We start from the raw sequence: 25,397 nt of genomic DNA, 5'->3' as shown, positions 1-25,397 counted from the left end.
AGAATAAAATTTACGCGAGTTCTGTACCAAAACGAAAGCGTCTAAATCCCATTCGAAGCCTATTATTTCATATTAAGTATTTACTTATGCGGACAAAAATGTTCGGAAATGACCGAAAATTATGATTAGCTCAATCATATCGGGAAGCCAGCTTGTAGGAGGGGCGAGCGTCAAAAAATGATCCCTTTGGAGGGCTGAGCGTTGAGGATTAATCCTGTGAATTAATCTAGCGAAGAGCCTGGTTGAAGGGTGGGATTTAGCGAGAGCCTGTCCCGAGAAGCACCTCGAATCTGGAGACCAGGCTGCAGGAGACTCCCAACAAAACGTACAAATTAGCCAGACTTTTAACCGAAATTGTTAATTTGCAATTGACCTTGACAAGAAACCCAGAGAAACGCTGAGAATTAAATTCAAAAAATTGTCATTCAGTAGTTTATGGATTTTTCAAACGCCCTTTTTCGCAATAAATTACAGGTATTAAATTCTAGTATGAAAAACCTATCATTAAGCATACTGATTACTTTTCTGTTTTCTCTATTTGCTTGCGCTCAAAATTCTGAGACTCATAAGTTAAACCTTGACTTTGAAGAAAGTGGAAAGGGTTTTCCCAGTGGATGGGAAAGCTTTGGGAGCCAGGATTACAAGATTTATATTGATTCGCTAACTGCAAAAAGCGGGAAGTTTTCCGCCGTAATTGAAAGCGCTGAAAGTCCGTCAGACTTCAAAGCATTGGCCTTTAACCTGCCCAATAATTACAATGGTAAGTCCATTAAACTATCTGGATTTATCAAGACGGAGAACGTGTCCGGAGGATTTGCAGGTCTTTGGATGAGAATTGACCCCGGAATAGCCTTAGACAATATGAGTGACAGGGGGATAACAGGAACAACTGACTGGAAAGAATATGAAATTACCTTACCCCTGAATCCAAAAAACACACAACAGATCATTGTTGGCGGTTTACTGTCTGGAAAAGGAAAAATGTGGTTGGATGATTTGAGAGTTTCTATAGACGGAAAGGACTTGAATGACGCCGGCATTGAAATCTACAAGCCGGAAATATTGCCTGCCCAACATGACAAAGAATTTGACAATGGCTCATCCATAGTCTTTCCCGATTTAGACCCGGAAGTAATGGATAACTTGGAACTCCTGGGGAGAATCTGGGGATTCTTAAAATACCATCATCCTGAAATTGCCAAGGGGAAGTACAACTGGGATTATGAATTGTTTAGAGTTTTACCAAGCTATTTAGATGCAAAAAACAGTCAGGAAAGAGATAACGTTCTCACTGCTTGGCTTGAAAAATATGGAAGTCTGAATCCCTGTGAGAATTGTAAGACAACAGCAAATGATGCGGTGCTGAAACCCAACCTGTCCTGGATAGATGATTCAAATCTGTCAGTGGAATTGAAATCAAAGATCAAGGACATCTATACCAATAGAAATCAAGACGAGCACTATTACATAGGACTTCATCCTGGTGTGGGAAATCCACAATTCACAAATGAGAATTCCTATTCTGACAATCCTTACCCTGACAGTGGGTTTAGATTGCTCTCTCTTTACAGATATTGGAATATGATTGAGTATTTTTTTCCATACAAACACCTGACCGACAAGGAATGGAGCGGTGTTCTTAGAGAATATCTGCCTGGTTTTATCAATGCGTCAAATGAATTGGAGTATGAACTGGCTGCAATTCAGATCATTGGGGATGTAAAAGATACACACGCAAATTTATGGGGAGGTGGAGATAAAATTTCGGAGCTGAGGGGAAGTAATTTTGCTCCTTTTAGGGGAGAGTTTGTGGAAAATAAATTTGTAGTAGCAGACTATTACAACCCGGAATTTTCAGAGAAAAGTAAACTGAAGATTGGAGACATCATCACTCACATCGATGGCAAAACAATTGATTCACTGGTAGACAGTTTAAAAACTTACTATCCGGTCTCAAATGAAGCCTCGCTGTTGCGGGATGTGTCAATAGATTTGTTAAGGTCCAGCGACTCAACACTCAACTTAACCTATGTCTCTGAAAATCAAACCCTCGAACATGAATTGCCTTTGCATGAAAGGGGGAGTCTAAACATGTACCATTGGTACAAAGTAGATAAGGATCAAAAATGTTATAGGATATTAGATGGAAATATCGGGTACATCACGTTAGCAAATATCAAAGAAGAAGATATCCCGGAAATAAAAAAGTCCTTTATTAACACAAAGGGGATCATTATCGATATTCGGAATTATCCATCGACATTTGTTCCATTTGCCTTAGGAACTTATTTTATGTCTGAATCTACTCCCTTTGTGAAATTTACCGTCGGGAATGTAGCTAATCCCGGAGAATTCACTCTTTCCGGTAATTTGGAAATACCGAGTCAAGGAAATACGTATACCGGAAAATTGGTTGTATTGGTCAACGAAAATTCCCAAAGCCAAGCTGAGTACACTGCCATGGCATTCAGGGCAGTTGAAAATTCAGCAATAGTTGGCAGCACCACCGCAGGAGCTGACGGAAATGTGTCAGAAATTTCACTGCCTGGCGGATTAAGAACCATGATTTCTGGAATAGGGGTTTATTATCCTGACGGTACAGAAACCCAAAGAGCGGGTATTGTACCTGACTTTTTTGTAACGCCGACGATCGAAGGGGTCAAAAAAGGGGGAGATGAGGTGCTGAGCAAAGCCATCGAGATAATTAACCAATAGAATTTAGCGCTACGTTGTGCTTGAATCTGAAAGTAGCTGGTCTCCAAAGGGCTTTTACGATGATCAAGATGGAAAGACATTGTTTAGTCTGGAAATCAGCGTTTAAGAGAGGAAAACCGTCTCTCGAGATGAATGGTCCAGTCGATAGTAGGGATATTGATCTCGACAGTCCGTCGGGATTGCCCCAAAACACGATTTTCTTCCCAATTAGGAAACCGGTTTCCCGATAGTTTGCTGCCCCGATCAGTTTAACGAGATAGGGAGGATGGACATGTCCCCTTCTGTACCCATATATGCCTTTAGTATTTTTTCCATTTCCTCTTTGGGTTTGGTAAGCCGGGTGTATCTGGATGAGCCGTCGAGACTGAAGATACTGTTGTTGAGGTAGACGTTTATTTCGGCGAGGCTCTTGTAGTACTCCGGGTCTTGATAACAATCTATCGTATACAAGATCTCATTGATATAACCCAAAGCACTCCGGTCGGCATCGGTGGAGTGGAGGCTGACATCTTCTATGAGCCAGTCGACCTGTTTTTGGGTGATATCGATCCCGTCTACGAGCAACTGTAGTTGGAACTCCTCTCGAAACTTTTCTTGAATGTTCGCCAGGTCTTTGGCGGTGATGTTTTCCAGGATCACCGAATAGTGAGTCTGGGGATTAAACAGCAGCCAGTTCTTTCTCCGGTTGACATAGAAGACCGTGGCGTTCCATTTTCCAAGAATCCCGGGCTCTCCGGCCTGTGCTTTGGGCTTGACGTACTTCTGGATCAGTTTTTCCAGTTTTTTGGTGGTGAAGATCGGGGTGGACATTGGGATACTGTTGATGGTGTAAAGATGTGCTTTTTTGACAGACGGATCTGCCCCATCTTTTTCCAATGGGAGGGCAAGCTTTGCAAATTTAAGAGGATGCGCTTTTTTTTGTTTTAAAAACTCTGTGGTTCTGCTCATGCCTTCCTCTGGCGCTGGCAAAAGCCCCACTCGAAAGTGACTTGAATCAGCCATTTGTAATTGATCGCTTGATCCCTTATTTTTAGTTGAATTAGTTGACAAACCGGGCTGGACGCGGGGTAGGAAAGGAGTACCGGCTTAATCGAACTTTTTATGCCTTCATTTGCAGCGGGCTTCGCAGCCCCAAAGACACCATCCGTACAGGCGAATACACCCGCAACACCGGATCTTTCGGCTTCATCCTTTCAGTTTGAAGACAATAGACCTGAGACTGCAACCCAACGGAAGCTCAGTGAGATAGCAAATGGAACGGCTGTCCAGAAAAAAGAAAATAAGACCGGCTTGCCCGACTCCCTTAAGTCCGGCGTGGAAAGTCTCTCCGGTTATTCTCTCGAAGATGTGAAGGTTCACTACAATTCAGGAAAGCCCGCCCAATTACAGGCACATGCTTATGCCCAGGGAACAGATATTCACGTGGGACCGGGACAGGAAAAACACCTTCCCCATGAGGCTTGGCACTTGGTGCAGCAGAAGCAGGGCAGGGTAAAGCCTACGCTTCAGATGAAGGCGGGAGTAAATGTCAACGACGATGCCGGATTGGAAAAAGAAGCGGATGTGATGGGAGCAAAGGCTGCATCAATAGGACTTCACGGTCCTCCTGTCGCAGATGAAGCTGCCTTTAGACCGGTAAATGTGGCGGTACAACGCAAGGTGATCCAACTGATTTCTTCCCAGATTGTCATGAATGATGACCCCCGAAGAATCCGCCATTTAGTGATCCGCGGTCGTCCACCGCGTGCACACGGCAGTCGTATGGGAGATCACAGTACAGCATTTATCGTGCATGTAGAGGGGCTGAACATCAAATTACAAAACCTGACGATACCGGAAGCGACCCATGCCTTGGATGAGATGTTTCAGCATATTCGGGAATTGCCCGGGATCGCCATTTTCGAAACTCCGGATGTTCAGGAAGAATTGAATGAATTCAACAGACACATTGCTGGGTCCATTTTGGCATACTATTCAGGTGGAGGAGAAGATATGGCTATTCACCATCTGCAGCTGGCAGTGAATGCCTACTTACGTGCGAGGGAATTGGTACCCTTCAGTACAATCAATGTGGCTGCGGTTTCAGTAGGATTGGCCGGCAAAGGCCATGGAGAATCCCGCCATGCGGCTACCTTGAGCCAGTTTGAGCGTGGCCTGGATAAAAGCATAACTAATGAAAACCTAATCGAAGCCGTATATGGCCTGTTCGATGATCAAGCAGCCGGGATGGTGGCAGTGGAGAACGAACCCAAATTGGTCAATGCCTTGGTTGGACGAAATGTGGAAGACCCGCCATCCGGTGCGATGAAACGCTTGGAGCCTATTTGGAATCAACACCTTAAATCCATTGAAGCCATGTTTCCGAAGTGCTTCGCTCTGATCGACGGTCAGCTTCCTGTGTCAAAACTGGAGCCGAGACTGAGCCAACTGGATCAAACCAACATGAAATGGGGCCTGGTTCATGCAAGAAATCAACTTGACCAGCTAGAATGGAGTTTGGAAAATAGTGTTTTGGAGTTTGTTAAACTTAAAAAATTACCTCAAAGAAGTGGAAAATTTGTGATTTCTAAGCTCTCAGCTTTGGCCAAATTATATCGTGCCCTTTCAAAAGTGAACAGTTTATTTCCAGGATTGGATCGGATCAATAATCGACTTGGCGGTAAATATTCGGGTGAGTTAAAGAAATTACGATCAGAGGCTAGTCTACTAAGGGCAAGAATCAATAAGGAACTGCCACAATACGACAAGGAAACCCAACATGAAACGGCTATTGAGACTTCGTCACATCTAAGTTCGAAATTTGCAAAAACGGGAACAGGTAAGTTAAAGAAAGATCTTCAAGATCTGTATGATGTGTCCGTAGGTCCACCTTCGTCTCCTGGATCTCCATTAAGTTACCCTTTATCTCCAGCATATACTGGCTTTGGCATGGAAGAGGAATCGGAAAACCCCGAACCGCAGCTGCCGATATCAACTATATCAGATGAGGGATTAAGTCCTCTGAGTAGCGATCTCGGCATGGATATTTCCGGGGAATCCGAGGCAGGTGAGGAAGAATTCGAGATCGATGCACCGAAAGGCACCATAGTGCATGAGACTCATAGCATGTCCATCCAACTGATGTTGATGTCAACATCCGGACAGGTCAGGATCGTTGGAATGCTCTCCAGCGGCAGACCTCCGTCTCCCTTCAAAGGTTCGATGGGTGCGCACTCAACCGCATGGATTGTTCATCTGGATCGGGTCCGGAGGCGTTTGATGGGCAAGACCTTGCAGGAAGCGGTAAAAGAGATGCATCTGCTGATCGGTGAAACCCTCGAGCTTGGGGATCATCTTTCAAAGGGGACATTGGGGGACAATGCCGAATACCTTATTGTTGAAGCGAGAGCATCTATCGAAAACGCCGATAAAATTACTGAGAAAGAGGCGAGCATAGACAGGATTCAGCAAATGATCACACATACGCTTTCCTATTTGAACCTTCTGCCCACTATCTCGCAGGACTCAATTAAGACGACCGGCAATGCAGAAGGGGTATGGCGGGCAGTCTTGTTAAATTTTGAATATGAAGATATTGGAACCTTTGAAGAAGTGAAAGAAGCCATCGGAAAGCTCTATGATTCCCAAGGTGCCAAGGCAAAGGACAGGCACAATACTTTTATTGCCCAGGCTTATCCAAGGGCTGCCGAATTTGCCGAAACAGGGAAAAAGCCGGAAATAGGGGGAGGACTGGATGCACTTAGGCCCATTAGCAATGATCTGGATGATTCGAGTGCGTCGGAAAGTGGCTCCACTAAATTGGATTCTTCCTATGTCGATGAAATGCGCGAATTCTATTCTTCGGAAAATTACCTGGATCGGAAAGTTCTAGCTGGTGTAAATAACTGTCTGTTCGATGCCATTGCCGATGCGGCGAACGTAGCGCGTCCATCAATAGAAACGGTGATCCGTGTCCGTGAGATTCTAAATGTACCCCTGGGCGACATGCTCTATGCTACTCAACAGAACCTCGACATAATCCTGGAAGTAATGGGGCTTAGTGATCGAGGTGCCATGGTATTTTACCGCGGGGAGGACTGGACAGATACCACGACCAATATCGGAGAAAATGTATTGTACATCCAGCACGATGGAATCAACCATTTTACCGCTGCCCGGCAATTCATGCCGCATCGCGAGGCAGACTTGGAAGAAGAGGAACTAGAGGGGAAAGTGGGTGGTAAAGAGAGTATCGAGACAGAAAATAAAGGATCCCGTAAAATAATGGTGGTTGTAAACCCACCTCCTTCTTTCTTGAAAATCGGTGCCACGCTGTTCTCTGATGGGATCACTTGGAAAGTGGTGGATATCAAGGAGGGTGAAGAGGTAGACGAATTTCAAATTGAACTGGAGCCCTTAGCTGAAGGCATGGTGGTAAGGATTTAAGAGAATTTCCCAGCTGCAGGTTTTCTCTGTTTTTCCTGTTTTCCCATGGACTAAAGGGAATAATCTGCCATCAAGGAGATAATGTAGCTGACAGTCAATTTCAAACTGGGCCTTTTCTTTTTCCTCGTCATTCCTGGCTGTATTCCGGTACCTAACCCACAGATTTGCCAGATCTCTTCTTTTCACCAGCCTCAATGCATAGGCGTCTATAAACTTCTTCGATGGAGTGGAGCGGATCGGTCGCTGGGGTGAGGTAGGAGAAAGCCTGTCCCGAGGTGTTAATCCCGATCGTTAGCGAATCGGGAAGCGCAGCGGGAGTTTGGGCCCGGTGTCCAGCAATGCGAATCCAAAAAGTCCCATCGGGACGGCCGATTCCATAGCCAGCCATTTTGATGGCTGGAATAAGGAAGATATTAGATTTCAGAGTCCCATGGGGACGGAACATATCTTTTTCTTGCTCCTGATCGCTTCGGCTTTGGATGTAAACAGCTCTGATCGAACCAGAATCTGCCAGTCTACCATTGCTCAAGCTCCCTCTCCTAAAGGAGAGGACCTGTCCCGAGATTTTAATCCCGATTGCTAGAGAATCGGGAATCGGGAGCTGGGGTGAGGTAGGAAAGAGCCTGTCCGAATAGCATACCGTATCGGGACGCTACCTTATTGAGTGGTGAGTTTGACGAAGGAATCGATTTTACCTTTTCGCTTCAAACCTATTGCATTTCACAAGGAATCTCTCAAACCGTCCGGACATTTAAACCTAAGCAAAGGGGAGTTGAGTCCTTTTATCAGATTAATCAAGTGTATTGGAATGCGGTCTGATAATTTGATTTTGCTATGTTTAAAGATTGCAGCCACCGGTACAAAATGGTGTTTCTGCATCATCCGAGTAGTTGCGAACAAATCCTACCCTTCGATCTTTATTTATGGAGTTCAACATGCCAATTGAAAAACTTCCTTTAAAACCATCTGTGCAATCAACATCACAAGTAATACCTAACAAACCTCCATTTTCATCAAACTCAAGAGATCTGTAATGAATGTTAATACCATTTTCAGCTAATTTGTTTTTTACTTCAGTAAGTTCTTCTAGGCTAAGATCATTTGTAAAAAATGCGTTAACCTTTGATATAGAATTATCCTTATTAAGCTCTATAGTTAGGTTTTTTGTTTTATCCAAGGGCACAGATTGTGCATCTGTTTTTAAGATTTTCACGAAAAAAAAGCTGGCCAGCAATAGGGATACAGATAGAATTGAAATTTTTTTCATGGCATTGGATTTTAAATTAAGGAGATCTTTAAAGAAATGGGTTGCTCTGTTTCGACTAGCATTGAATTTCTGATTGTCAGAATTAATTTCAGGTAAGCGGTAATGACTATCAAAAAAGTCAAATTCAAGAGTTTCGGAAATTAATTTGATAGTGAAAGCTCTTGGAGTAACTGTGCCGGCCTCGATTCTCTGAACTGTCCTAGCTGTGATTTTGCATTTTTTCGCAAGATCATCCTGTGTTAATCCTTTAGCATTCCTGATTTCAAACAATTTTTTTCCAAAGTCTTCTTTAGTCATTCTGATAGAGGTTTTGAGAAATCCCAACTACAATTTAGAGTTTAATTTTAATCTTAAAATGGGATTTACCACGACATTCAACCGACATCTTACTGACATTTGATTTTAGAGATTTGTCGTTGTACGCCTATAAACTGAAAATGTATTCATTTTTCAATTTTTCGCTAGAGTCAGGGGGGGGTTGATTTTCACTTTCCTTCGTTGAGATTTGGTCATCTTTCACCAAAAAACAAACTGAACATGGCAAAGCAATCAAGCTTTCTAAAAGTCGAAGGAACCATCGGTGACCTTTCTTTCTGTAAAACAGAGACTGCAATTTCATCGCCAGACGCAAAGGCGGATTGTAAAAAGACAGACTCGAAGTAGCGTCTGTTTTCCTGCCATCGTCTGGCTAGCGTACCTAAACCTTTTAATATGAAAAACCTGCTTTTTTTGGCGCTGATGGCGTTTGCTTTTATTTCCTGCGATAAACTTGAGGAACCGGAGATCTTGGGGACGTTTACCCATACTCCTGAAGGATGTGATCTCGGCACCTCTCCGATGTATAATTGCAGCAGATTCGTCACTTTGTTTGGGGGAGGAGTAGCGGATGTTTTATACGGCGGAGACATCGTGTCCAGAACTTCCTATCAGATCAAGGGGCAAAAAATTGAGATTAAAAAGAATGATCAGTTTGGACTGGAATTGACATTCAAGCTGCAAGATGATGGCTCATTGATAGAAGAAGGTGATAAATCCATTTGGCTGAGACAAGAGTAAATTCCAAAATCGGTGGTCTGTGACGACACATACCATAGGTGAGAGGGTCCGATAAAGTGTTGAGTCACTCCAAACAAAAACCGTGAGTGGCGACACTCACGGGAGGGGAAATACGAATTGTTTGAGGGAACGAGAGGACTCTAGGGTAAGAGGAGTTTTCTGTAGGTAGTGGGGCAGTGCCTTCTATTGCTTCTAGTCAGCAGATTCTTCATAGGCCAACTTCCGACTTAGCGTATCAAAACTAACCCGGTAAGTTGTTCGATTCGTGTCGCATATGTAAGAGAAACCATTGTCTACCAGTGACCAGTTGCAATTTATACCCGATGGTCCGATCTGGACAGCTAGTTGTTTTGCCAGGGCTTGGTTAGCTTTTACAGACAGCTCAACTTCGTAAATGAGAGCATAGTCTTGTAATATATCATGAAATTCATCTTTTAAAACCTCCTTGTCATCTGGAAGCGCAAAACCAATATTGTCCTCAAACCTTTGTTCACTGGAGGTTCTTACCCCACATGCAAGGCATAAGAAGATCAAGATCATGGCTATAAATCTCATGTATTTCTGGGATGCTCCAAAGTAAACAGTTTTTCCTCTGCTAACGGGTTCTAGTTTACCGGATTCCAAGCCGCCATCGGAAGATTCACGAAGATAATTTTTGAAAGCCATCACACCCGCGGCAGCAACCCCAGGCACAGATCGGTGTTCCAATGGCAGTTTTTCTGAAGGGAAAGATACTCCGCCACTCTTCCATCGAAGTACTTGATCTCAATGCCTGGATAAGAATTTCGGAGCGTCGCATATTGGCGCACGAAGTCAGACTGGCTGCGGAATCCTGACTTGATCAGGTGGATTACGACCTCTCTTCTCCGATCGGTACTCACCAAAAAGTCCTTCATCCAACTGTCCAGCGCGGTTTGCTTCTTGAATATTATGCTGTCATAGCCCGTGATACCAAACGGGGGAATCGGACCGTAATGATCCACGATGGTTCGCTGCGAGCAATCTGTCGGGAAGGGCCCCAGACGCTCTTCCCAGTCATTCATCAGGTTGGGGGAGGGTAGATTCATACCCATCAAAGCCAGCGTATCGTACCAAAATCGCTTGGCTCCGGGTAAATACCGGTGATTTCGAAGCGGGATTCTTTTGCTTCTGGACCAATCCTGCATAAAATCAAACAAGGGTCGATTGAAGGTGAGTACGTCGTGATGCGAGGTGAGATGATCAGGCTCGCGCCCAAAGATTTCCTTGAATCGTTCGTATTGCGCAAAGAATTCCGTTTTTATTTGATCCACGTAGGCCGAACTTTCAAAATCTCGGTTGAATTTCCGGAAGTCCAGAAAATTATTCTTTTCATCAACCAACAGCTTCACCGCAGCATGATTGGAGAGGGGCTGTCCGGATGTGATGGTGAAATGGAGGCCGATGTGGGTCGTATCGTAGAGCGATCTTCCCGAGGCTGTTTTATGGTCTTTTAGCTTCTGACAAAAGCTTTTTATATAGCCCGAATCAGGATCACCGGGTCGGTTTACCAATACTGCGATGGAATTGATCCAGCCTTCGCGAAGCGCAATCTGGGCGCCGATGTCAATCTCATCGACGATCCCGATGTCGTCGGCGGTGACGAGCAGCTTTTTCTCAATAAACGGCACCTCGGAAGTAGTGGAGACGGCTTTGCTCCAGACAAAAGTCTGATTGCCGAGTACATACCAGATGTTGCTGTCCAGATATTGTTCACCCACAATTGCATGGGAAATCTCCACTTCGGTATTTGGCTTGAGCGTTCTGAAGGTCGGCGCATTGACCGAGGGACGCTCTCTCCTCAGGTTTACATGCAAGGTCGTGATTCCTTTATACGTAGCCATTATCCCACCGCTTTGAGGTTCACTGAATTGTTGGCCTCTCCACTGTTGGAGGAGGTATTAGCCGGGATCTTCACCGAATTGCGTACCTGCATGAGTTTGTTGAGCAGGTCAAACCAAAAAGGTGCTCCGAGCGATATCGCAAAAGCGGTGATCACCCAGCCGAGGACTGTCCAAAAAGTGTAATCAGGTTCTTTGCTTGCTCCGAGGACATAGTTGTACTTATCGATCTCCATATTCAGGGAGTCAATGTATTGTTTCTGAGCCTTAAAGGTCGTTGCGCCCACGCCCTCGGGATTTTCAGCCACATACCCCTTTGCACTCTCCACAAGCATTGTTCTCATGTCTTCGTTTTTGACCAGCTCTGTGGTTAAGCCGATGCTGTCCACGTTGAACAGCCCGGCGATCAACAGGCCGATCACAAATGTCAGGAAGGTCAGCTTGCGTTTGTACCAGCCTGCCACCCGTTCCATTTGGTCCTCGTACCAGTTTTCGATCAGAGCCTTGAACTTCTCTTTGTCGTTGGCGGCCTGCTGCCAGAGCATCTTTAACTGGTATTTTGTCTCTGGTCCTATCGAAAGGCCCTCGATGTCCCAGGGATTCTCTTTGTTGGTTCGCTTGAAAAGCTCCAGTTTCAGATGGTCCAGTTGCTCTTGGGTGCTTCCCGTCTCTACTTCGTCGACGCTCTCTGCCTGGGAGAGCCCTTTGAGCTTTTCCTCCAAACCCCGTATCCGTGAAGCGAGCAGACTTGAGTCATATTCGGGAATGACCCCCAGGGTCGCGGCGATGTTTTCGACGTCATCGAGATAGGCGCCTTTTTTCAGCAGATCGATCAAGGTGCTCCCAAACCGGTCTTTGGTGATGTAGGAAGGTTTGGAGTTGACTCCCTTATGTCCCAGGTATTTGATACCTGGATGGGCGTAGAAGGCGTTGGTGAGCGGATTCACAGTCTTGACCCAAAATAGGTTGAGCACGGAATGGTTGATCCAGCTGGAGAGCTGATCGTCAGAAAGGAGCCGGTCAATGCCTGTGATGAGGTTCTTGGACCGGGAACTGACCGCAGTGGTAATCGACTCAATGAGTGTCATCGCCAGCAGACTATAGAGCAGGTAGATAAAAACAAGGCTGATGAAAACGTCTAAAACAGCAAGGCCGGTCATATGTGTAAGGGTTTAAAAATCAGAGGAGAACCAGGTAAACAATGAAAAATCAAATTAGTCATTTTTTGGGCTAAGTGGTATAACTGATTGGATTTCATGGCCGGGCGAGCTCACCAGCTAGGCTCGGAAACCAGCCATAGGGCTGTCAGGTTGAGGCTTAATCGGAGTCGCCACTGCGAGTGAGGCACGAGCAGTCTGTCCCGATTATTTCGGCAATGTAGTCTCAACCGGAGCCGTAACAGAGAGTCCTAAATATTTCGAAAACATGCCAAAAGGAGATGACAGGGTTTTGCAAGCCAAAAGCCATTAAATTCTTGAACTTCAGTTGAATCTTGCCTGCTTAGACAAAACATTGATCGGAAGGGCGCGGTGGGAGGATTTGCCAGCGAGCCAGCGTTCGGCCTTGTGCGGTGAGGACCGAGCGTTAAAGATTAATCCAGTGGATTAATCTAGCGAGGGGCCAGCTTGCAGGGCTGGGCAAATCTTGACCTTTTGGTTCTTTTGGGTTAAGCCAAAAGAACAATGAAAATAAATAGCCTAAACTGCTGTAAGGCCGTTGTTTGATCGGTTTCTGGCAAGAAACGATTGGGATAGAATTCAGAATAAAGTATGGAAATATCATTATTTTCAAAATAAAATACATACTGTCATTGGTAGTGAGGCACGAGCAGCCTGTCCCGATTATTTCGGGAAAGCAGTCTTCTAATCAAAAACCTACTTCGATTGATGAGTTTTTTCGGGTCAAAATCCCCCTAACCCCCTTTTTCCGAGATACTTTTCCAAATCTTGATTTGAAGTCAAAGGGGGAGTTGCCGAAAACCCTAATACAAAAAAGCCCGAAGTCATTATTGACTCCGGGCTTTCATTCTAGGATGCTTCCGCAAAATCCAATCTTGGGAAGCTGGATTTTCAGGCTATTTCGCGTCGCTGCAAACTGGCAACTGAAGGCTGTAAACTGGTTTACCTCCTACCTCCGCCACGAGCCCCGCCGCCGCCACGATACGATCCGCCCAGATTTCCACCTCGGTTGGATTGCTGGAAGCTGTGGTTCTGCGTGGTGCTTCGCTGTCTGTTTTGATAGTCCCGGTTCATCTGGGAAGGCTGATTGTTGGTTTGTTGCCATGAATTCCCCTGCCGCTGGCTCCAGTTGCCGCCGGCGTCGCGGTTGTAGACATTGCCACTCTTGTCAGAGTACACGTCGCGAGTTCCCGCTCCGGCCATCGCCCCGCGATTAGCAGGCTGCTGTCCGGTAGAAGGGCGCGCACTCGGAGTGTTCGCTCTGTTTCTATCGTTGGTTGACACACCAGGTTGGTTGGCTGGCCTTTGCCCGGCGGTTGGTCTGTTGGAGGCAGTGCCACGGTCGCCACGCTGCACATCGCGGGTGGAGACATCGTTTCGCTTGTTGTAGATATTGTTTGACCGGTCGATGTTGATGTCACCATTGTTGATGAAGACGTTGTTGCCATGATGACCATAGTAGGGCGGACGATACGCTCCAGGTCCCCAATAGCCTCCGCCTCCGCCGTAGAATCCGAAGGTAAAGAAGCCGTAGCTCATGCTGAATCCCATACTCCAACCCGTCCAGGGATTGTAATGCATGCTAAAACCATACGTCACCGGGCGCGGATAGTAGTAGGGGCCATACCAGGGATTGTAGTAGTAGCCGGTACCATAGACGACTGTCGGGCCATAGACATAGCTGCCCATGTAGCCTGGTGTGTAGCCGACGTAGACTACCTCAGGCGTGCTTTCGTAGATATAGACGTATTTGACATTGTAGGCAGGGGAGCTGGCCGGGATGTCTTCCACATCTTTTGGACGCTCATCACTTACTTTCCAGGGGCCTTTGGCGTTGGATGCCTCAAACCAAACCCCGTTGTCCACGGCGTAGTACTTTTTACCACCCTTGAGCACCGTGCTTTTGGTGTTCATCGCCAGCTCCAACGAAGTTCCTTCGATGGGTTCAAACTTGGGTTCACCGTCATAAGTTACCTCCAGTTTGGCTTTTGAGCGGTCGACTTTGGCGGTCTGGGGCACCTGCGCATCGTGGATCGCGTCTGTACTTGCCTTGGTGCCCGGCACACTGGCTAGGACGCCGCCTTTTGGTGATGATTCGGGGATCTTTGCAAATTCAGCAGGCAGCGTTTCCGCAGCGATATAGGTCCATGGTCCTTCTAGCTTTGGAGAAAAATACCATCTGCCCGAGAGGAGAAGGTAATACTTCTGATCGTCGATGTAGCGGAAGATATTGTCATCTGAATTGGACATGTACAGGAGATCTGTCCCGTCAATGCTGGCAAAATCAGCCTTGCCATCGGACTGAATGATCTCCGCCGGAGTCGTGCTGGAGATTACTTTTTTGGGAGCCTTTGCCTTTGTATTGGGTTTTTCATCTTGCTGCTCTTTGATCTGCTTATCCACTGCGGAGATTGACTTTGGGAGTTTTGAGGTGAGTGCGTAGCCTTCTTTGACTTGGGAGGAAGCATACCAGCCCTGACCGGCATAGAGGTAATAGTTCTTGTTTTCAGTGGCTTGGATAATCAAAAAGGCAGTATTGATCACGCGACCCATCTTCAGGTCTTTGTCTTGCTCGACCTTTGGCTCTCCGTCAAAAAGCAGGAGCAGGGTCGGTTCTTCGGCATAGAAGATCTCCGGAGCTTCATTGTTGAGGCCTTCGCTTTGATTGATCTGCTGCTCGTTTTCGATGGTCGCATTGATCTCATCGATGGTGGATTCAATCCCCCAAAGCGGGATTTCAGTCTCCAAGAGGGATTTGAGCTTGGTGATCTTTTCCTCATCCTCCACTCCGGGCAGCTTGACATCGGTGATCTTGATGCTCTCCAGTGTCAACGTCCTCGCATCCCGGTCGGTATGCATGTTGGCGGAAAACCAAAAGACTCCAAAGATCAATTCACTTCCGGTGGTTTCTTCGACAGAGAAAGCAGAGCGTCCCGAGATCTCATTTCCGCTCATGGCCTCGGGCTGAGGTTGGTAGACGGTTATCTTTGCGCCGCCTTTTCCAAAGACATCTTTCGGCCATCCCACCTGAGCATAGCCGGATGTGAAGGCCAAAAAGAATAGGAGCGCCGTCAATGCGGTCCAGCGTTGAGACTTTTTATCAGTCACGAATGGAATCGCGAGTGAGCGTTGGTTGTCCATTTTATCAAGTTTAGATTTCAATTTCATCTCCGATTTCCGGCAATTCCGGACGGATTCCGAACTTCTTTTCCATCAGTTCTGCCAAAGCGCTTCTGGCTTTGTCTTCCCCGTGTACCAAGGCAACCCGTGGCTTGGAAGGCGCGAGGTAGGAAAACCATTCCAGCAATTCCGACTGGCCCGCGTGGGCGCTGAATCCGTTGAGTGTGTGCACTTTTGCATTCACAGGTATCTCTTCTCCAAATATTCGCACAATTGGATGTCTTTCCACCAGTTTTCTTCCCAAGGATCCCTGGGCTTGAAAGCCCACGATGATCACGTGGGTGTTGGGGTCTCGGAGATTGTGTCGGAGATGATGGAGTATCCTGCCTCCGTTGCACATTCCTGCACCTGCGAGAATCATACACGGACCTTTCAGATCGTTTAGGCTTTTCGAGCTTTCGGGACTTGGACTTGAGATAAAATACTGTTCATCCACGGGAAAGGCTCCCTTTTCTTTTAGAAGATGAAACTCCTCGTCCAGTAGGTGCTGATGATTCCGGTAGACTTCCGTCGCCTTGATAGCCATGGGACTATCCAAGTAGATCGGGAATGGCTTGACAGTTCCTGTGTTGTACAGTTCCGCCATGTGGTACATGAGTGTCTGCGCCCGTCCGATAGCGAATGTCGGAATCAGGATTTTTCCACCGCTTTCGCTGATTTCCTTTACGATCTGAAAGAAATCAACCAAGGTCTCGTCATAGGATTTGTGGTCTCTGTCGCCGTACGTCGACTCCATGAAGACCATGTCCGCGTGTTGAAAATGATCAAATGGGCGAAGCAGCGGGAGATTCAGCGGCCCTAGGTCGCCGGAGAAAGCGATGACCTTTTGCTTGCCATCCTCGTTCACGGTGAGCTCGATACTGCCGGAACCCAGCATGTGACCTGCCTCTATCCATCTTGCCGAGATATCGTCTGTAATCTGAATAACTTCACCCAATGGGATAGCGTGATTTAACGCTTTCATCGCATCAACGTGCTCGGGTTCATAGAGTGGCTCCACGAGTGGTTCGCCGGGTACCCAGTGCTTTCGGTTTTGTCGCTCAGCATCGGCATCTTGTAGCCGGGCCGAATCTTCAAGGATGATTCGGCTGAGCTCCAATGTCTGGATGGTACTATAGATCGGGCCTTTGAAGCCGTGCTTGATCAGAAGCGGGACTCGCCCGGTATGATCCAGGTGACCATGGGTCAAAAGGACCGCCTGAACCTCGCCCGGTCTGGCGCCTTTGGGCAGGAGGTTTTTCGCTTCGGAATCGCGACCACCCTGAAACATCCCGCAATCGATCAGGATGGCAGACTGTTGGGTGGTGACCAGGTAGCATGAACCGGTCACTTCGCCGCCCGCAGCACCAAAAAGTTTGATTTTCATTGAATTTTGAATTTAAGTTAATCGAGGTTTCAAAAGGGATTTCTCGTGATCGAGGATCAGCCGCATGTCCTTTGGCATGCTCTTGATGACCAGTTCTACGGCCTCTTCGGGTGTGTCGACGATCTTCGAAAAACCGATTTCATCAGGCCTGAAGACTCCGTTGTCGGCGAGGTAGCTGATGTAGTTCCGGAGGCCTGACCAAAATTCCTTTCCGACCAAGATCAGCGGGAAAGGTCCTATTTTTTTGCATTGGATCAGCGTGGCGGCTTCGAATAATTCATCCAGAGTTCCCAATCCACCCGGCATCACAATGTACGCACAGCTGTACTTGACGAGCATGGTCTTTCTAACGAAAAAGTAATCGAAATTGATCGTGTCGTCCACATAAGGATTGGCAGCCTGCTCGTGGGGAAGGATGATATTCAGTCCGTACGATTTTCCGCCTGCCTCAAATGCTCCCTTGTTGGCAGCTTCCATTGCACCGGGACCGCCACCGGTCAACACCGAAAAGCCCGCCTCAGCAAAGGCTTTTCCGGTTTCTCTGGAGGACTCATAGAATGGCTCCCCGGGTTTGAACCGGGCTGAACCGAAGATCGTCACGGCTGGGCCGATGTGCTGCATCTGTTTGATTGCCCGCTCAAACTCGGCCTGCACCTTGGCGAGCCGCTCCATCTCCTTTTCATAGGATCTGGAATGCTGCAAGAAGTCCCGCTCCGTGGGCACTGCTGCTCCGATTTCGGTTGGGAGCTCATAGCTCATTTGGGCTTTTTCCCAGTTGGCCTGCCAGGCTTTTTCCCATTCATCAGGACTGATCGAATGGCCTCCTTCGGTGTGGTTTTTCATGGTCTATTGCTGGAAAATTCAGTTTGGATCAATTGCAATCTATCCAAAGCAGCGAGTAGAATTCATGATTTTTATCACCCACGGAGGAGGACAGGAGCTTCATCTTAAATTGAAAAAATGCTCAGAGGTTCACGATGCTCACGTCTAGCGTCTTGCCTCTTGATTCTTGGCTCTAGCCTCTTGATTCTAGCGTCTTGCGTCTCTTTTACCTCACTCCCAAAATCCGAAAAGGCAGCATAAAGATATTTTTCACCAAATCGAAGCTCAACTCGACGGCAAAACCCAGAAGACGGAACGGAAGAAGCAACAGCCAAATAAAAGGATAGAGAATCAGTGCGGCGATGGCTATGGGCCAGCAGAGGATAAACAAGATGCACCAAAGGATGAAAGTCAACATGGATTTGTGGTTTTTCTTTTTTGTTCAAAGGCTATTCCATTTTGAGAATAAGCACTCAAAGCATTTTATCAAGTATCTGCGGCTTGAGCATGTTCTATTTCGGACACTGCATTCGTTGAAAAATGGACAATAGAGATGGACACGATGCGCCGTTTCGCGGCGGCAAGAGAATTTAATTAAAGCTGCGGCATAGCAGCATACCAAGCCGTCACTTTTTCGATCAACTTTTGGGCAATCTCACTCTTCTCTTCAGCTAAATTTTGAGTTTCTTCCTGGTCTTGTACGATGTTATAGAGCTCTGGTCGTCCTCCGTCGTAATCGCACAACAGCTTCCAATCTCCTTCGCGAACAGCTAAGTCGGGAAGGTTTTCGAACCCGTTAGCATTCTTTCTGTCTGGCGGACGACTGTAAAATATCGGGGATTGACGGGAGGCTTTTGACGCCCCAAGCATAGTCTTCAATACATTTTCGCCATCTCTGAGTTTGTTTTCAGGAGACTCGGTGTTGGTAAACGCCAGCAATGAAGGTGCAAAATCAATGGCTGAAAAGACAGATTGCCTGTTACGGCTTCCTTTTGCTTTTTCGTCCATAAAACCTGGTCCCCACACCACTAAAGAAGAACGTATTCCTCCCTCGTAGAGCTGACCTTTGGCGCCTTTCAACTCTCCTGATCTACCGGCTCCCACTTCAGGGCCATTGTCCGAGCAAAGCAAAATCAAGGTGTTGTCTCTCAGGCTTTCGTCATCCTGAATGTAGTCGATGAGCTTGCCGATCTGCTTATCCATTGCTTCCAGCACCGCTAGGTATAATCCTCTTTTGCCCGCTTCTTTTGCCAGGCCATATTCTTCAAATGGAGGCCAAAAGGGGCTGTGGACATCATCAGGCCAGACGTTTACATAGAAGGGTTTATTCTCTTTGGTGGCTTTTCCAATAAATCCAATAGCCGCGTCCACAAAGCCCGTGGTAATCTCAGATCGCTGCATCCAGGTACTGGGACCTCCCAAAATCTCGGCATCTTGCCATATCCTCCCTACTTTCCCTGTTTCGTCTTTGGTGAGGGGAAGCAGCTTTGGCCCCATACCCTCGAAATTGGTCAGCGATTCGTCAAAGCCGTATTCGCTGATCCTCGGTGCATCAGCCACATCACGCTGTCCTCCCATGTGCCATTTGCCAAAATGGCCCGTGGTATAGCCTGCCTGACGGAGGCTGCGGGCCAGCATAGGAGCCGAAGGGTCCAGCCAGTTTGCCATGCCCCGTGCCTGATTTTGCTTGCGGTGATCTAGGTAGGAAGTGATGCCCCAGCGCTGCGGGTAGGTACCCGTCGAGATCGCCACCCGGGACGGCGAGCAAATCGGCGAGTTGACATAAAACTGCTCAAACGCAATCCCTTCAGCGGCAAGCCGGTCAATATTTGGTGTCTGGGCATCGGTATTTCCAAAAGTGGATAAATCTGCCCAACCCATGTCGTCAATAAATATTAGAATAACATTCGGTCGTTTACTTTCTTTATTTTGAGCGGATCCCGTGATTTGAAATGAGGAAAAAATGATGATTAGAAAAAGCAGTTTTTTCATCTGTATATAATTTGTTTTTTAATAGTCATATAGCCTGTCCGGTTCGTCGCGGCGGACCGGGAGAATCTCGCACGGATCATAATCATCGCACTGTGTGACTTTTCGGGTCATGCCTGTCTGCCTCAGGCAGGCTTGATTTCATGAGTTGAGATTCAATTGGGGAAGCGGCTTTTAGTTATAGCAATGCAAATAGCGAAAAGGCAATTTAAAGTTTCCGGTCTATAGAAGCAAAGTTGTGTTGCCTCTTCAAGGATGTAGCAAGGGGTATAAGGTCGGCCAAGGACTGGAATTCAATAAAGAAATGCAGAAAATCGAAATTCAAAACCCACAAGAATCGGGTGGTAACCGTAGATCCTTTCGAATTTTTTGGTTGAAAAATATTTCTGATCAAACCAATACCATGGGTCAAAGTCCCACAAATTCATTAGTTTACAAATCAATACTACCCAGAACCCAATCTACCCTTCATGCGCAAAATTCTCCTTGCGTTTCTTTTTTTGCTGACGCATTTGGCAGCTGCCCAGACGATCACCGGCGTGGTGACCGAGAAGGGATCGGGACTTCCGCTACCATTTGCCAATGTCTTTATCAATAATTCCACCCTTGGCGGTGCGACAGACGCGGACGGCAAGTTTGTGATCCGGGGCAGGATCCCGGAAGAGTTTGATCTGGTGGCGTCATTTGTCGGATATAGCACGGTCTCCAAAACGATCAAGCGAAAGGGGCGTGAGGCTGTTTTTCAAGAGTTTGAGCTCGAGCTGTTGGAAGATAACCTCTCTGAAGTACAACTGAAATCCAAGCGGGACAGAAGCTGGGAACGAAGTTTCAGGCAGTTCGAAGCCGTATTTTTAGCTTTGCCGGATGATCCCTATGGCCGGGATATCGAAATCCTAAATCCCTGGGTAGTGGATTTTGAGTACGTCAAGAACAACAACGGCCCCAACTACACCAAAGCCAGCGCACAGTTGCCGCTGAAGATTGTGAACAAGGCGCTTGGCTACGAAATCGACTATTACCTTCAGGATTTTCGGATGCATCGCACCGCCTCCAGTTATTATGGGCTGGCATTTTTCAAGTCCTTGGACTCGGCGTTCACTGATCCGAAGTGGACGATGGCGAAGGAGCTCAATTACGAAAACTCGGTTAGGCACCTCGCGCTTTCTTTATTGCTGAGAAATTCCCTGGCGCAGGGCTTTGAACTGTATCAAATCGTGCCGGAATTTGGATTGAGGCTCAGGACAAACAGGTTCCACGAGGAAGTCGGAAAGTCCATCGTGCCGATCACGGTATTTTCTCTCTACAACAAGCCTTTGGGCAATGGCATCTACCGGATTTTCTTACCGGGCAAGGTCGAGGTCCACCATGTTGACAGGACCTGGCCAAACGACTATTATTCCGACGCCTTTTATGCCATTTCCTGGATGGAGACGCCAGGCGGTTTCTTTGATGTCGATCGTAATGGTACACTGATCGATCCAACGCAGCTGCTATTGTCAGGGTATATTGGACGTCAGCGGGTGGCGCGATCCCTTCCGCTGGACTTTCTGCCGTCCGGCGATTTCAAGGGCTGGATAGAGCAGGTACAGGTGTTTCAATCACGACACGTTACACTGAATACCTTGAGGGAAAAAGCGTGGCTGACGACCAACAAGCCGTATTTCCATCCCGGAGAGACGATGTGGCTGGGTGGAAAGATGCTTTATCAAAATCCCGCCAATGCGGATAGTCTGAGCAGGGTGCTGTATGTGGATCTAATAGATTCGAGTTTTCAAAAGGTCCGCGAAGAAACCTTCCGGATCGAGCAGGGCAGGGTCGCCGGCGGAATGGTGTTGGACAAAGATCTGCCACCCGGCGATTATCTGCTGCGGGCTTACACGCACTGGAACATGAATTTTCCTAAAGAGGATATTTTTCAGGCGGTGATTCCCATTCTGGCCGAGGGGAATTTTGCCGCTGGAAAGCCGAAAGTCGAAGAGACGCTTTTTGGAGATATCGAGATTCGCGAGGATTTTTCGGTATCTGATTCGGTGAATTACCGGATTTTGGACCTGGAGCTTAGCTTTTTGGATGAGTTCCAGAACGCGGTGGATACTGAATTTATCCTGACCGCCTTGGATGGGACTATCCCTGTGGAGCTTGATGAAGAACTTCGCCTGGAAAGCGCACTCGACTGGCTGGACGTGCCTCTTCCGGATTTATTTGACAGCGACTTGTCGTTTCAGATTGAGTATGGGATTTCGGTAGCGGGAACGTTTGTTCCGGACAAAAAGAAACCTGCCACGGCTACGACGATCACGCTGGTCAAGGGAGATTTGGAGGATTATGGAACGGTATTGTCGGATTCTTTGGGGGCGTTTTGGGCGACTGGATTAAACTTCCAAGATACAGCTCAGGTTGCCATCGCTGCGCTGGACGCCAAGAACCGACCCTTCGGCAGTGTCGAATTGCTTAAGTTTCAACGGCCTGAATTTCGGGACGCGTTTCCAAAGCTAGCCTATGAAGTTCAGGCTTGGCCTGTAGCAAACGAGCCTTTTTTGGATACTTCGGGCGAATATATTTTGCTGGAGGAGTTTGTGAAAGAAGAAGTCAAAGAGCGGGAAACGTCCGAGGAAAGGAACTATGGCTACGGCACCCCCAATCAGGAAGTCGGCCCTGACAAACTCGAGACGATGACGATGGAGCAGATCCTGGGTTTACTCCGATTTAATATCAACACGCTGAAATTCAATAACCACACCTTTGGCGAAAAGACCGGCTCACCGCTTTTGATCATCGATGGCTCCTCCATGCCTTTTATGGACGGCGCGGAGTTCAGAGATGTGTTACTGGGCTTCGAGCCCTCTCAACTCAAATCCATCAAGGCATACAATGACAACATCAGCAACGCGACGTTTGGAATGGCGGGCTACAACGGAGTGATCATGATGGAAACGAAAAGCGGATCACGCACGGGCCCAGAAAGTGACCGGAAGTTCAACTCCGAAGGCTTCCAGATCTTCCCCATCCGGGGATTCACGGCTTTTCCGGAGTTTCCAAAAGATCCGCCTGTCGATCAGTATCTGAAGAAGAAGCCGACGGTCTATTGGGATCCTTTGGCAAAAAGCAAGGATGGATCTTTCAAAGTAAGAATCAAGGTGCCCTACGGCATTCCTCAATTGCAGCTTCGTGTCGAGGGTCAAACTTCAGATGGAGATGCGTTTTATCGGGTAATCCCAGTGGAGCTGAAATAGGGTCTTTTACACAGATATCCATCCAGAGCAGATTTGTCTTTGGGCTTTTTTAGCCCATGACGCTCACCAAAGTGGCTTCCTCAAGTCGATGACCTTCCGGGAAGCAGGTAGCTTTTTCGCAGGCAAATCGGCTGAGTCGCTGTAGAATCTACAGTCGTCAAACGAGCCCAAATACTCCAGCACAAAGACCTGCTCCAGGTAATGTCTGGGTCTGCGACCGGTCAGGGAAAAGTCCGTTTTACCGTTGATCCGGATCTCGTAGGCTTTCCCCGGCACCAGATCGAATAGCTTCATGGACTGACGAGTCGGATCTCCGACGCCGAAGTAACTCCACTCCAGATGTAATTCGGCAGGATCATTTCCCCGGATCTTGAAGATCTCAATCGGATTGGCACCGGGCGAGTGCAGGGTGAGACACTCGGCGGGCTTTTCGGAGATGATATTGTCAACTAACACGAAGAGGTCGGCTCCGGAAAATCCCTGATTTTCCATGGCTGCTTCTGGGAGGAAGAGCTCTCCGATTTCTACATACCCGACATTGGAGGTGACTTTTTCGGCAGAAAGAAATTGCTTCAGATCAAAACTTCCTTTCTCTTCTTTACCAAACCTAATCTGCTTTCTATAGACTTGAATGACCTGTACGGGCTTGGAAAAAGAATGCGGGCTGACTTTCATGCGGACTAAGATTGGCAAAATGTCTGAATGGGGGAGCTTTCGCAGCAAAGAAAATGAACGGCTTTTTTACTTTCAGAAGCTCTCCCCAAGCCATTCATGAAACATTCCGACACCCTATTGCTAACATTTGGGGGACTTGGGTTGGGTTTTCACTTTCTACTTTTGGCAAAGCATCCCCAAAGCCCATGAATAACCTGTTGAAATCACTTTGCTTCCTCATTTTTATCCCCCTGGCTCTGATCTCCTGCGGAGAAAGTGTCGAGGATGAACCTTCACAGCTTCAGGTGTCACTATCCGAGATCGCCTCGGAGTCCGCCGGCGGATCTCAGTCTGTCGCCGTCAGCGGCAATATCACTTGGACCGTGACGCTTAATTCGGAATGGGTTCGGGTCACTCCGGCCCAGGGCGAGGGAGATGGACAGATCACCTTTAGCATCGATCCAAACCCGGCGGCAGCTGCCAGAAATTTGGAGGCGCGTGTCGTGGGCGGTGGTGTAGTCCGCACAATTCAGATCTCGCAGGCGGCCTTTGTACCGGAGTTTCCGGCCTATCACATACCGGCGGATGCCACCGACATGCGGGACATCAGCAGTCTCGCGCTGGCCAAGGAGATGGGGGTCGGATGGAATCTCGGCAACTCACTGGAAGCGATGGGAGGGGAGACAGCCTGGGGCAATCCCAAAGTCACCAAAGCCTTTATCGATCAGGTGAAAGCTGCGGGCTTCAACGCCGTGAGGATTCCGGTGGCCTGGAGCAAGTTTAGCAACGCATCCGACTTTACCATTGATCAAGCTTGGATGAACCGGGTGCAGGAGGTCGTAGACTATGCGATCGACAACGGGATGTATGTGCTCCTTAACAATCACTGGGACGAGGGCTGGATGCAGCCGACTTTTGCGAAGCAGGATTATGTGAATGATAGATTGGAAAAGATGTGGATCCAAATAGCGCTTCATTTCCGCGATTACGATGATCATCTTCTATTTGCGGGCACGAATGAGGTGATGGTGGATGGCGACTATGGTGCTCCGAAACCCGAATACAGTCAGGTTCAGAATTCGTTCAATCAGACCTTTGTGGACGCGGTACGATCTACCGGCGGGAGAAATGCCTATCGGAATCTGGTCGTGCAGACCTTCAACACAAACATCGACTATGGGATCAGCTTCTTTGAAATGCCCGATGATTCTGCGGCGGACAGACTGATGGTGGAGGTTCATTACTATGATCCCTACGAGTTTGCACTGCAAGGTGATGAGAAGGTCACCCAATGGGGAAAGGATGCGACCGACCCCTCCAAGACCGCTGCCTGGGGCGGCGAATCCCATGCTGACGGGCAGTTTCAGAAGATGAAAGCGAACTTTATCGACGAGGGAATTGCGGTGCTTTTGGGCGAATATGGCGCTGTAGACAAGAAGGCAGAGGACAACGGCGCATATCGGGAATATTACCTGCTATACATCACCCAAAGCGCCAAGACGCATGGTCTGGTGCCCTTTTATTGGGATAACGGCCATGGAGGGGACTACGGCTTTGCGCTATTTGATCGGGCTGACGGAGAGCAGATTTACCCGGGGTTGATTCGCGCGATTGTCGAGGAGTAGAACGAATTAGATCAGTCGGCGGAAGCGG

17 protein-coding genes are annotated in these 25,397 nt (G+C 47.6%); 5 read left to right on the top strand and 12 right to left on the bottom strand.

Features of this window, described 5'->3' with window-relative positions; all coding sequences use genetic code 11:
• The first annotated feature begins 489 nt into the window (after positions 1–489).
• Entirely contained in the window at positions 490–2,715 is a 2,226-nt protein-coding gene (locus G459_RS0124755) for a S41 family peptidase (protein WP_026969978.1), read from the top strand.
• A 243-nt stretch (positions 2,716–2,958) separates the two neighbouring features.
• On the opposite strand, the gene G459_RS0124750 is transcribed toward G459_RS0124755, so the two are convergent.
• Positions 2,959–3,717, bottom strand: a complete 759-nt coding sequence (locus tag G459_RS0124750; RefSeq protein ID WP_157373454.1) for a DUF6933 domain-containing protein — start codon at positions 3,715–3,717, stop codon at positions 2,959–2,961.
• Positions 3,718–3,816: 99 nt separating this feature from the next.
• Here G459_RS0124750 and G459_RS29765 point away from each other — a divergent pair, with 99 nt between their 5' ends.
• On the top strand, positions 3,817–7,140 hold the full coding sequence (locus G459_RS29765; protein ID WP_084454693.1) for an eCIS core domain-containing protein: 3,324 nt from the start codon (positions 3,817–3,819) through the stop codon (positions 7,138–7,140).
• Between the two features lie 151 nt (positions 7,141–7,291).
• Here G459_RS29765 and G459_RS0124740 read toward each other — a convergent pair whose 3' ends face one another.
• The gene (locus G459_RS0124740) at positions 7,292–7,669 is read right to left on the bottom strand and encodes a hypothetical protein (protein WP_026969976.1); all 378 of its coding nucleotides are present in this window, start codon (positions 7,667–7,669) and stop codon (positions 7,292–7,294) included.
• A gap of 309 nt (positions 7,670–7,978) precedes the next feature.
• A complete protein-coding gene (locus G459_RS29275; RefSeq protein ID WP_157373453.1) occupies positions 7,979–8,704 on the bottom strand; it encodes a helix-turn-helix domain-containing protein in 726 nt (241 codons plus the stop codon).
• Between the two features lie 414 nt (positions 8,705–9,118).
• Between G459_RS29275 and G459_RS0124725 the strand changes: the two genes are divergently transcribed.
• Positions 9,119–9,463, top strand: a complete 345-nt coding sequence (locus G459_RS0124725) for a hypothetical protein (protein WP_026969974.1) — start codon at positions 9,119–9,121, stop codon at positions 9,461–9,463.
• A gap of 192 nt (positions 9,464–9,655) precedes the next feature.
• On the opposite strand, the gene G459_RS0124720 is transcribed toward G459_RS0124725, so the two are convergent.
• From G459_RS0124720 to G459_RS0124680, 8 genes are all read right to left on the bottom strand, one after another.
• Complete coding sequence (locus G459_RS0124720; RefSeq protein ID WP_169725069.1) at positions 9,656–10,171, bottom strand: hypothetical protein; 516 nt, start codon at positions 10,169–10,171, stop codon at positions 9,656–9,658.
• Positions 10,129–11,325 carry a ChbG/HpnK family deacetylase gene (locus G459_RS0124715; protein WP_026969972.1) on the bottom strand — a complete coding sequence of 399 codons (1,197 nt, stop codon included), beginning with the start codon at positions 11,323–11,325 and terminating at the stop codon, positions 10,129–10,131. The genes G459_RS0124720 and G459_RS0124715 overlap by 43 nt, the downstream gene beginning before the upstream one ends.
• A complete protein-coding gene (locus G459_RS0124710; protein ID WP_026969971.1) occupies positions 11,325–12,482 on the bottom strand; it encodes a hypothetical protein in 1,158 nt (385 codons plus the stop codon). Before G459_RS0124710 ends, G459_RS0124715 begins: the two co-directional genes overlap by 1 nt.
• A 960-nt stretch (positions 12,483–13,442) precedes the next feature.
• On the bottom strand, positions 13,443–15,641 hold the full coding sequence (locus G459_RS28560; protein WP_157373452.1) for a hypothetical protein: 2,199 nt from the start codon (positions 15,639–15,641) through the stop codon (positions 13,443–13,445).
• Between the two features lie 10 nt (positions 15,642–15,651).
• Positions 15,652–17,046, bottom strand: coding sequence for an MBL fold metallo-hydrolase RNA specificity domain-containing protein (locus G459_RS0124700; protein ID WP_026969970.1), 1,395 nt, complete (start codon positions 17,044–17,046; stop codon positions 15,652–15,654).
• A gap of 12 nt (positions 17,047–17,058) precedes the next feature.
• A complete protein-coding gene (locus tag G459_RS0124695) occupies positions 17,059–17,889 on the bottom strand; it encodes an LOG family protein (RefSeq protein WP_026969969.1) in 831 nt (276 codons plus the stop codon).
• Positions 17,890–18,094: 205 nt separating this feature from the next.
• Positions 18,095–18,286, bottom strand: coding sequence for a hypothetical protein (locus G459_RS0124685; protein WP_026969968.1), 192 nt, complete (start codon positions 18,284–18,286; stop codon positions 18,095–18,097).
• A 176-nt stretch (positions 18,287–18,462) separates the two neighbouring features.
• Positions 18,463–19,860, bottom strand: coding sequence for a sulfatase family protein (locus G459_RS0124680; RefSeq protein ID WP_026969967.1), 1,398 nt, complete (start codon positions 19,858–19,860; stop codon positions 18,463–18,465).
• Between the two features lie 467 nt (positions 19,861–20,327).
• Between G459_RS0124680 and G459_RS0124670 the strand changes: the two genes are divergently transcribed.
• On the top strand, positions 20,328–23,090 hold the full coding sequence (locus G459_RS0124670) for a carboxypeptidase-like regulatory domain-containing protein (RefSeq protein ID WP_026969966.1): 2,763 nt from the start codon (positions 20,328–20,330) through the stop codon (positions 23,088–23,090).
• A gap of 63 nt (positions 23,091–23,153) precedes the next feature.
• Here the strand turns inward: G459_RS0124670 and G459_RS0124665 are convergent, their stop codons facing one another.
• Entirely contained in the window at positions 23,154–23,765 is a 612-nt protein-coding gene (locus tag G459_RS0124665; protein ID WP_026969965.1) for a hypothetical protein, read from the bottom strand.
• A gap of 185 nt (positions 23,766–23,950) precedes the next feature.
• Between G459_RS0124665 and G459_RS0124660 the strand changes: the two genes are divergently transcribed.
• On the top strand, positions 23,951–25,369 hold the full coding sequence (locus G459_RS0124660) for a cellulase family glycosylhydrolase (protein ID WP_026969964.1): 1,419 nt from the start codon (positions 23,951–23,953) through the stop codon (positions 25,367–25,369).
• The last annotated feature ends 28 nt before the right edge of the window (positions 25,370–25,397 follow it).

It is taken from the genome of Algoriphagus terrigena DSM 22685 (genome assembly GCF_000429445.1).
Taxonomy (GTDB): Bacteria; Bacteroidota; Bacteroidia; order Cytophagales; family Cyclobacteriaceae; genus Algoriphagus; species Algoriphagus terrigena.
This window is presented reverse-complemented; position numbering and strand designations above follow the sequence as displayed.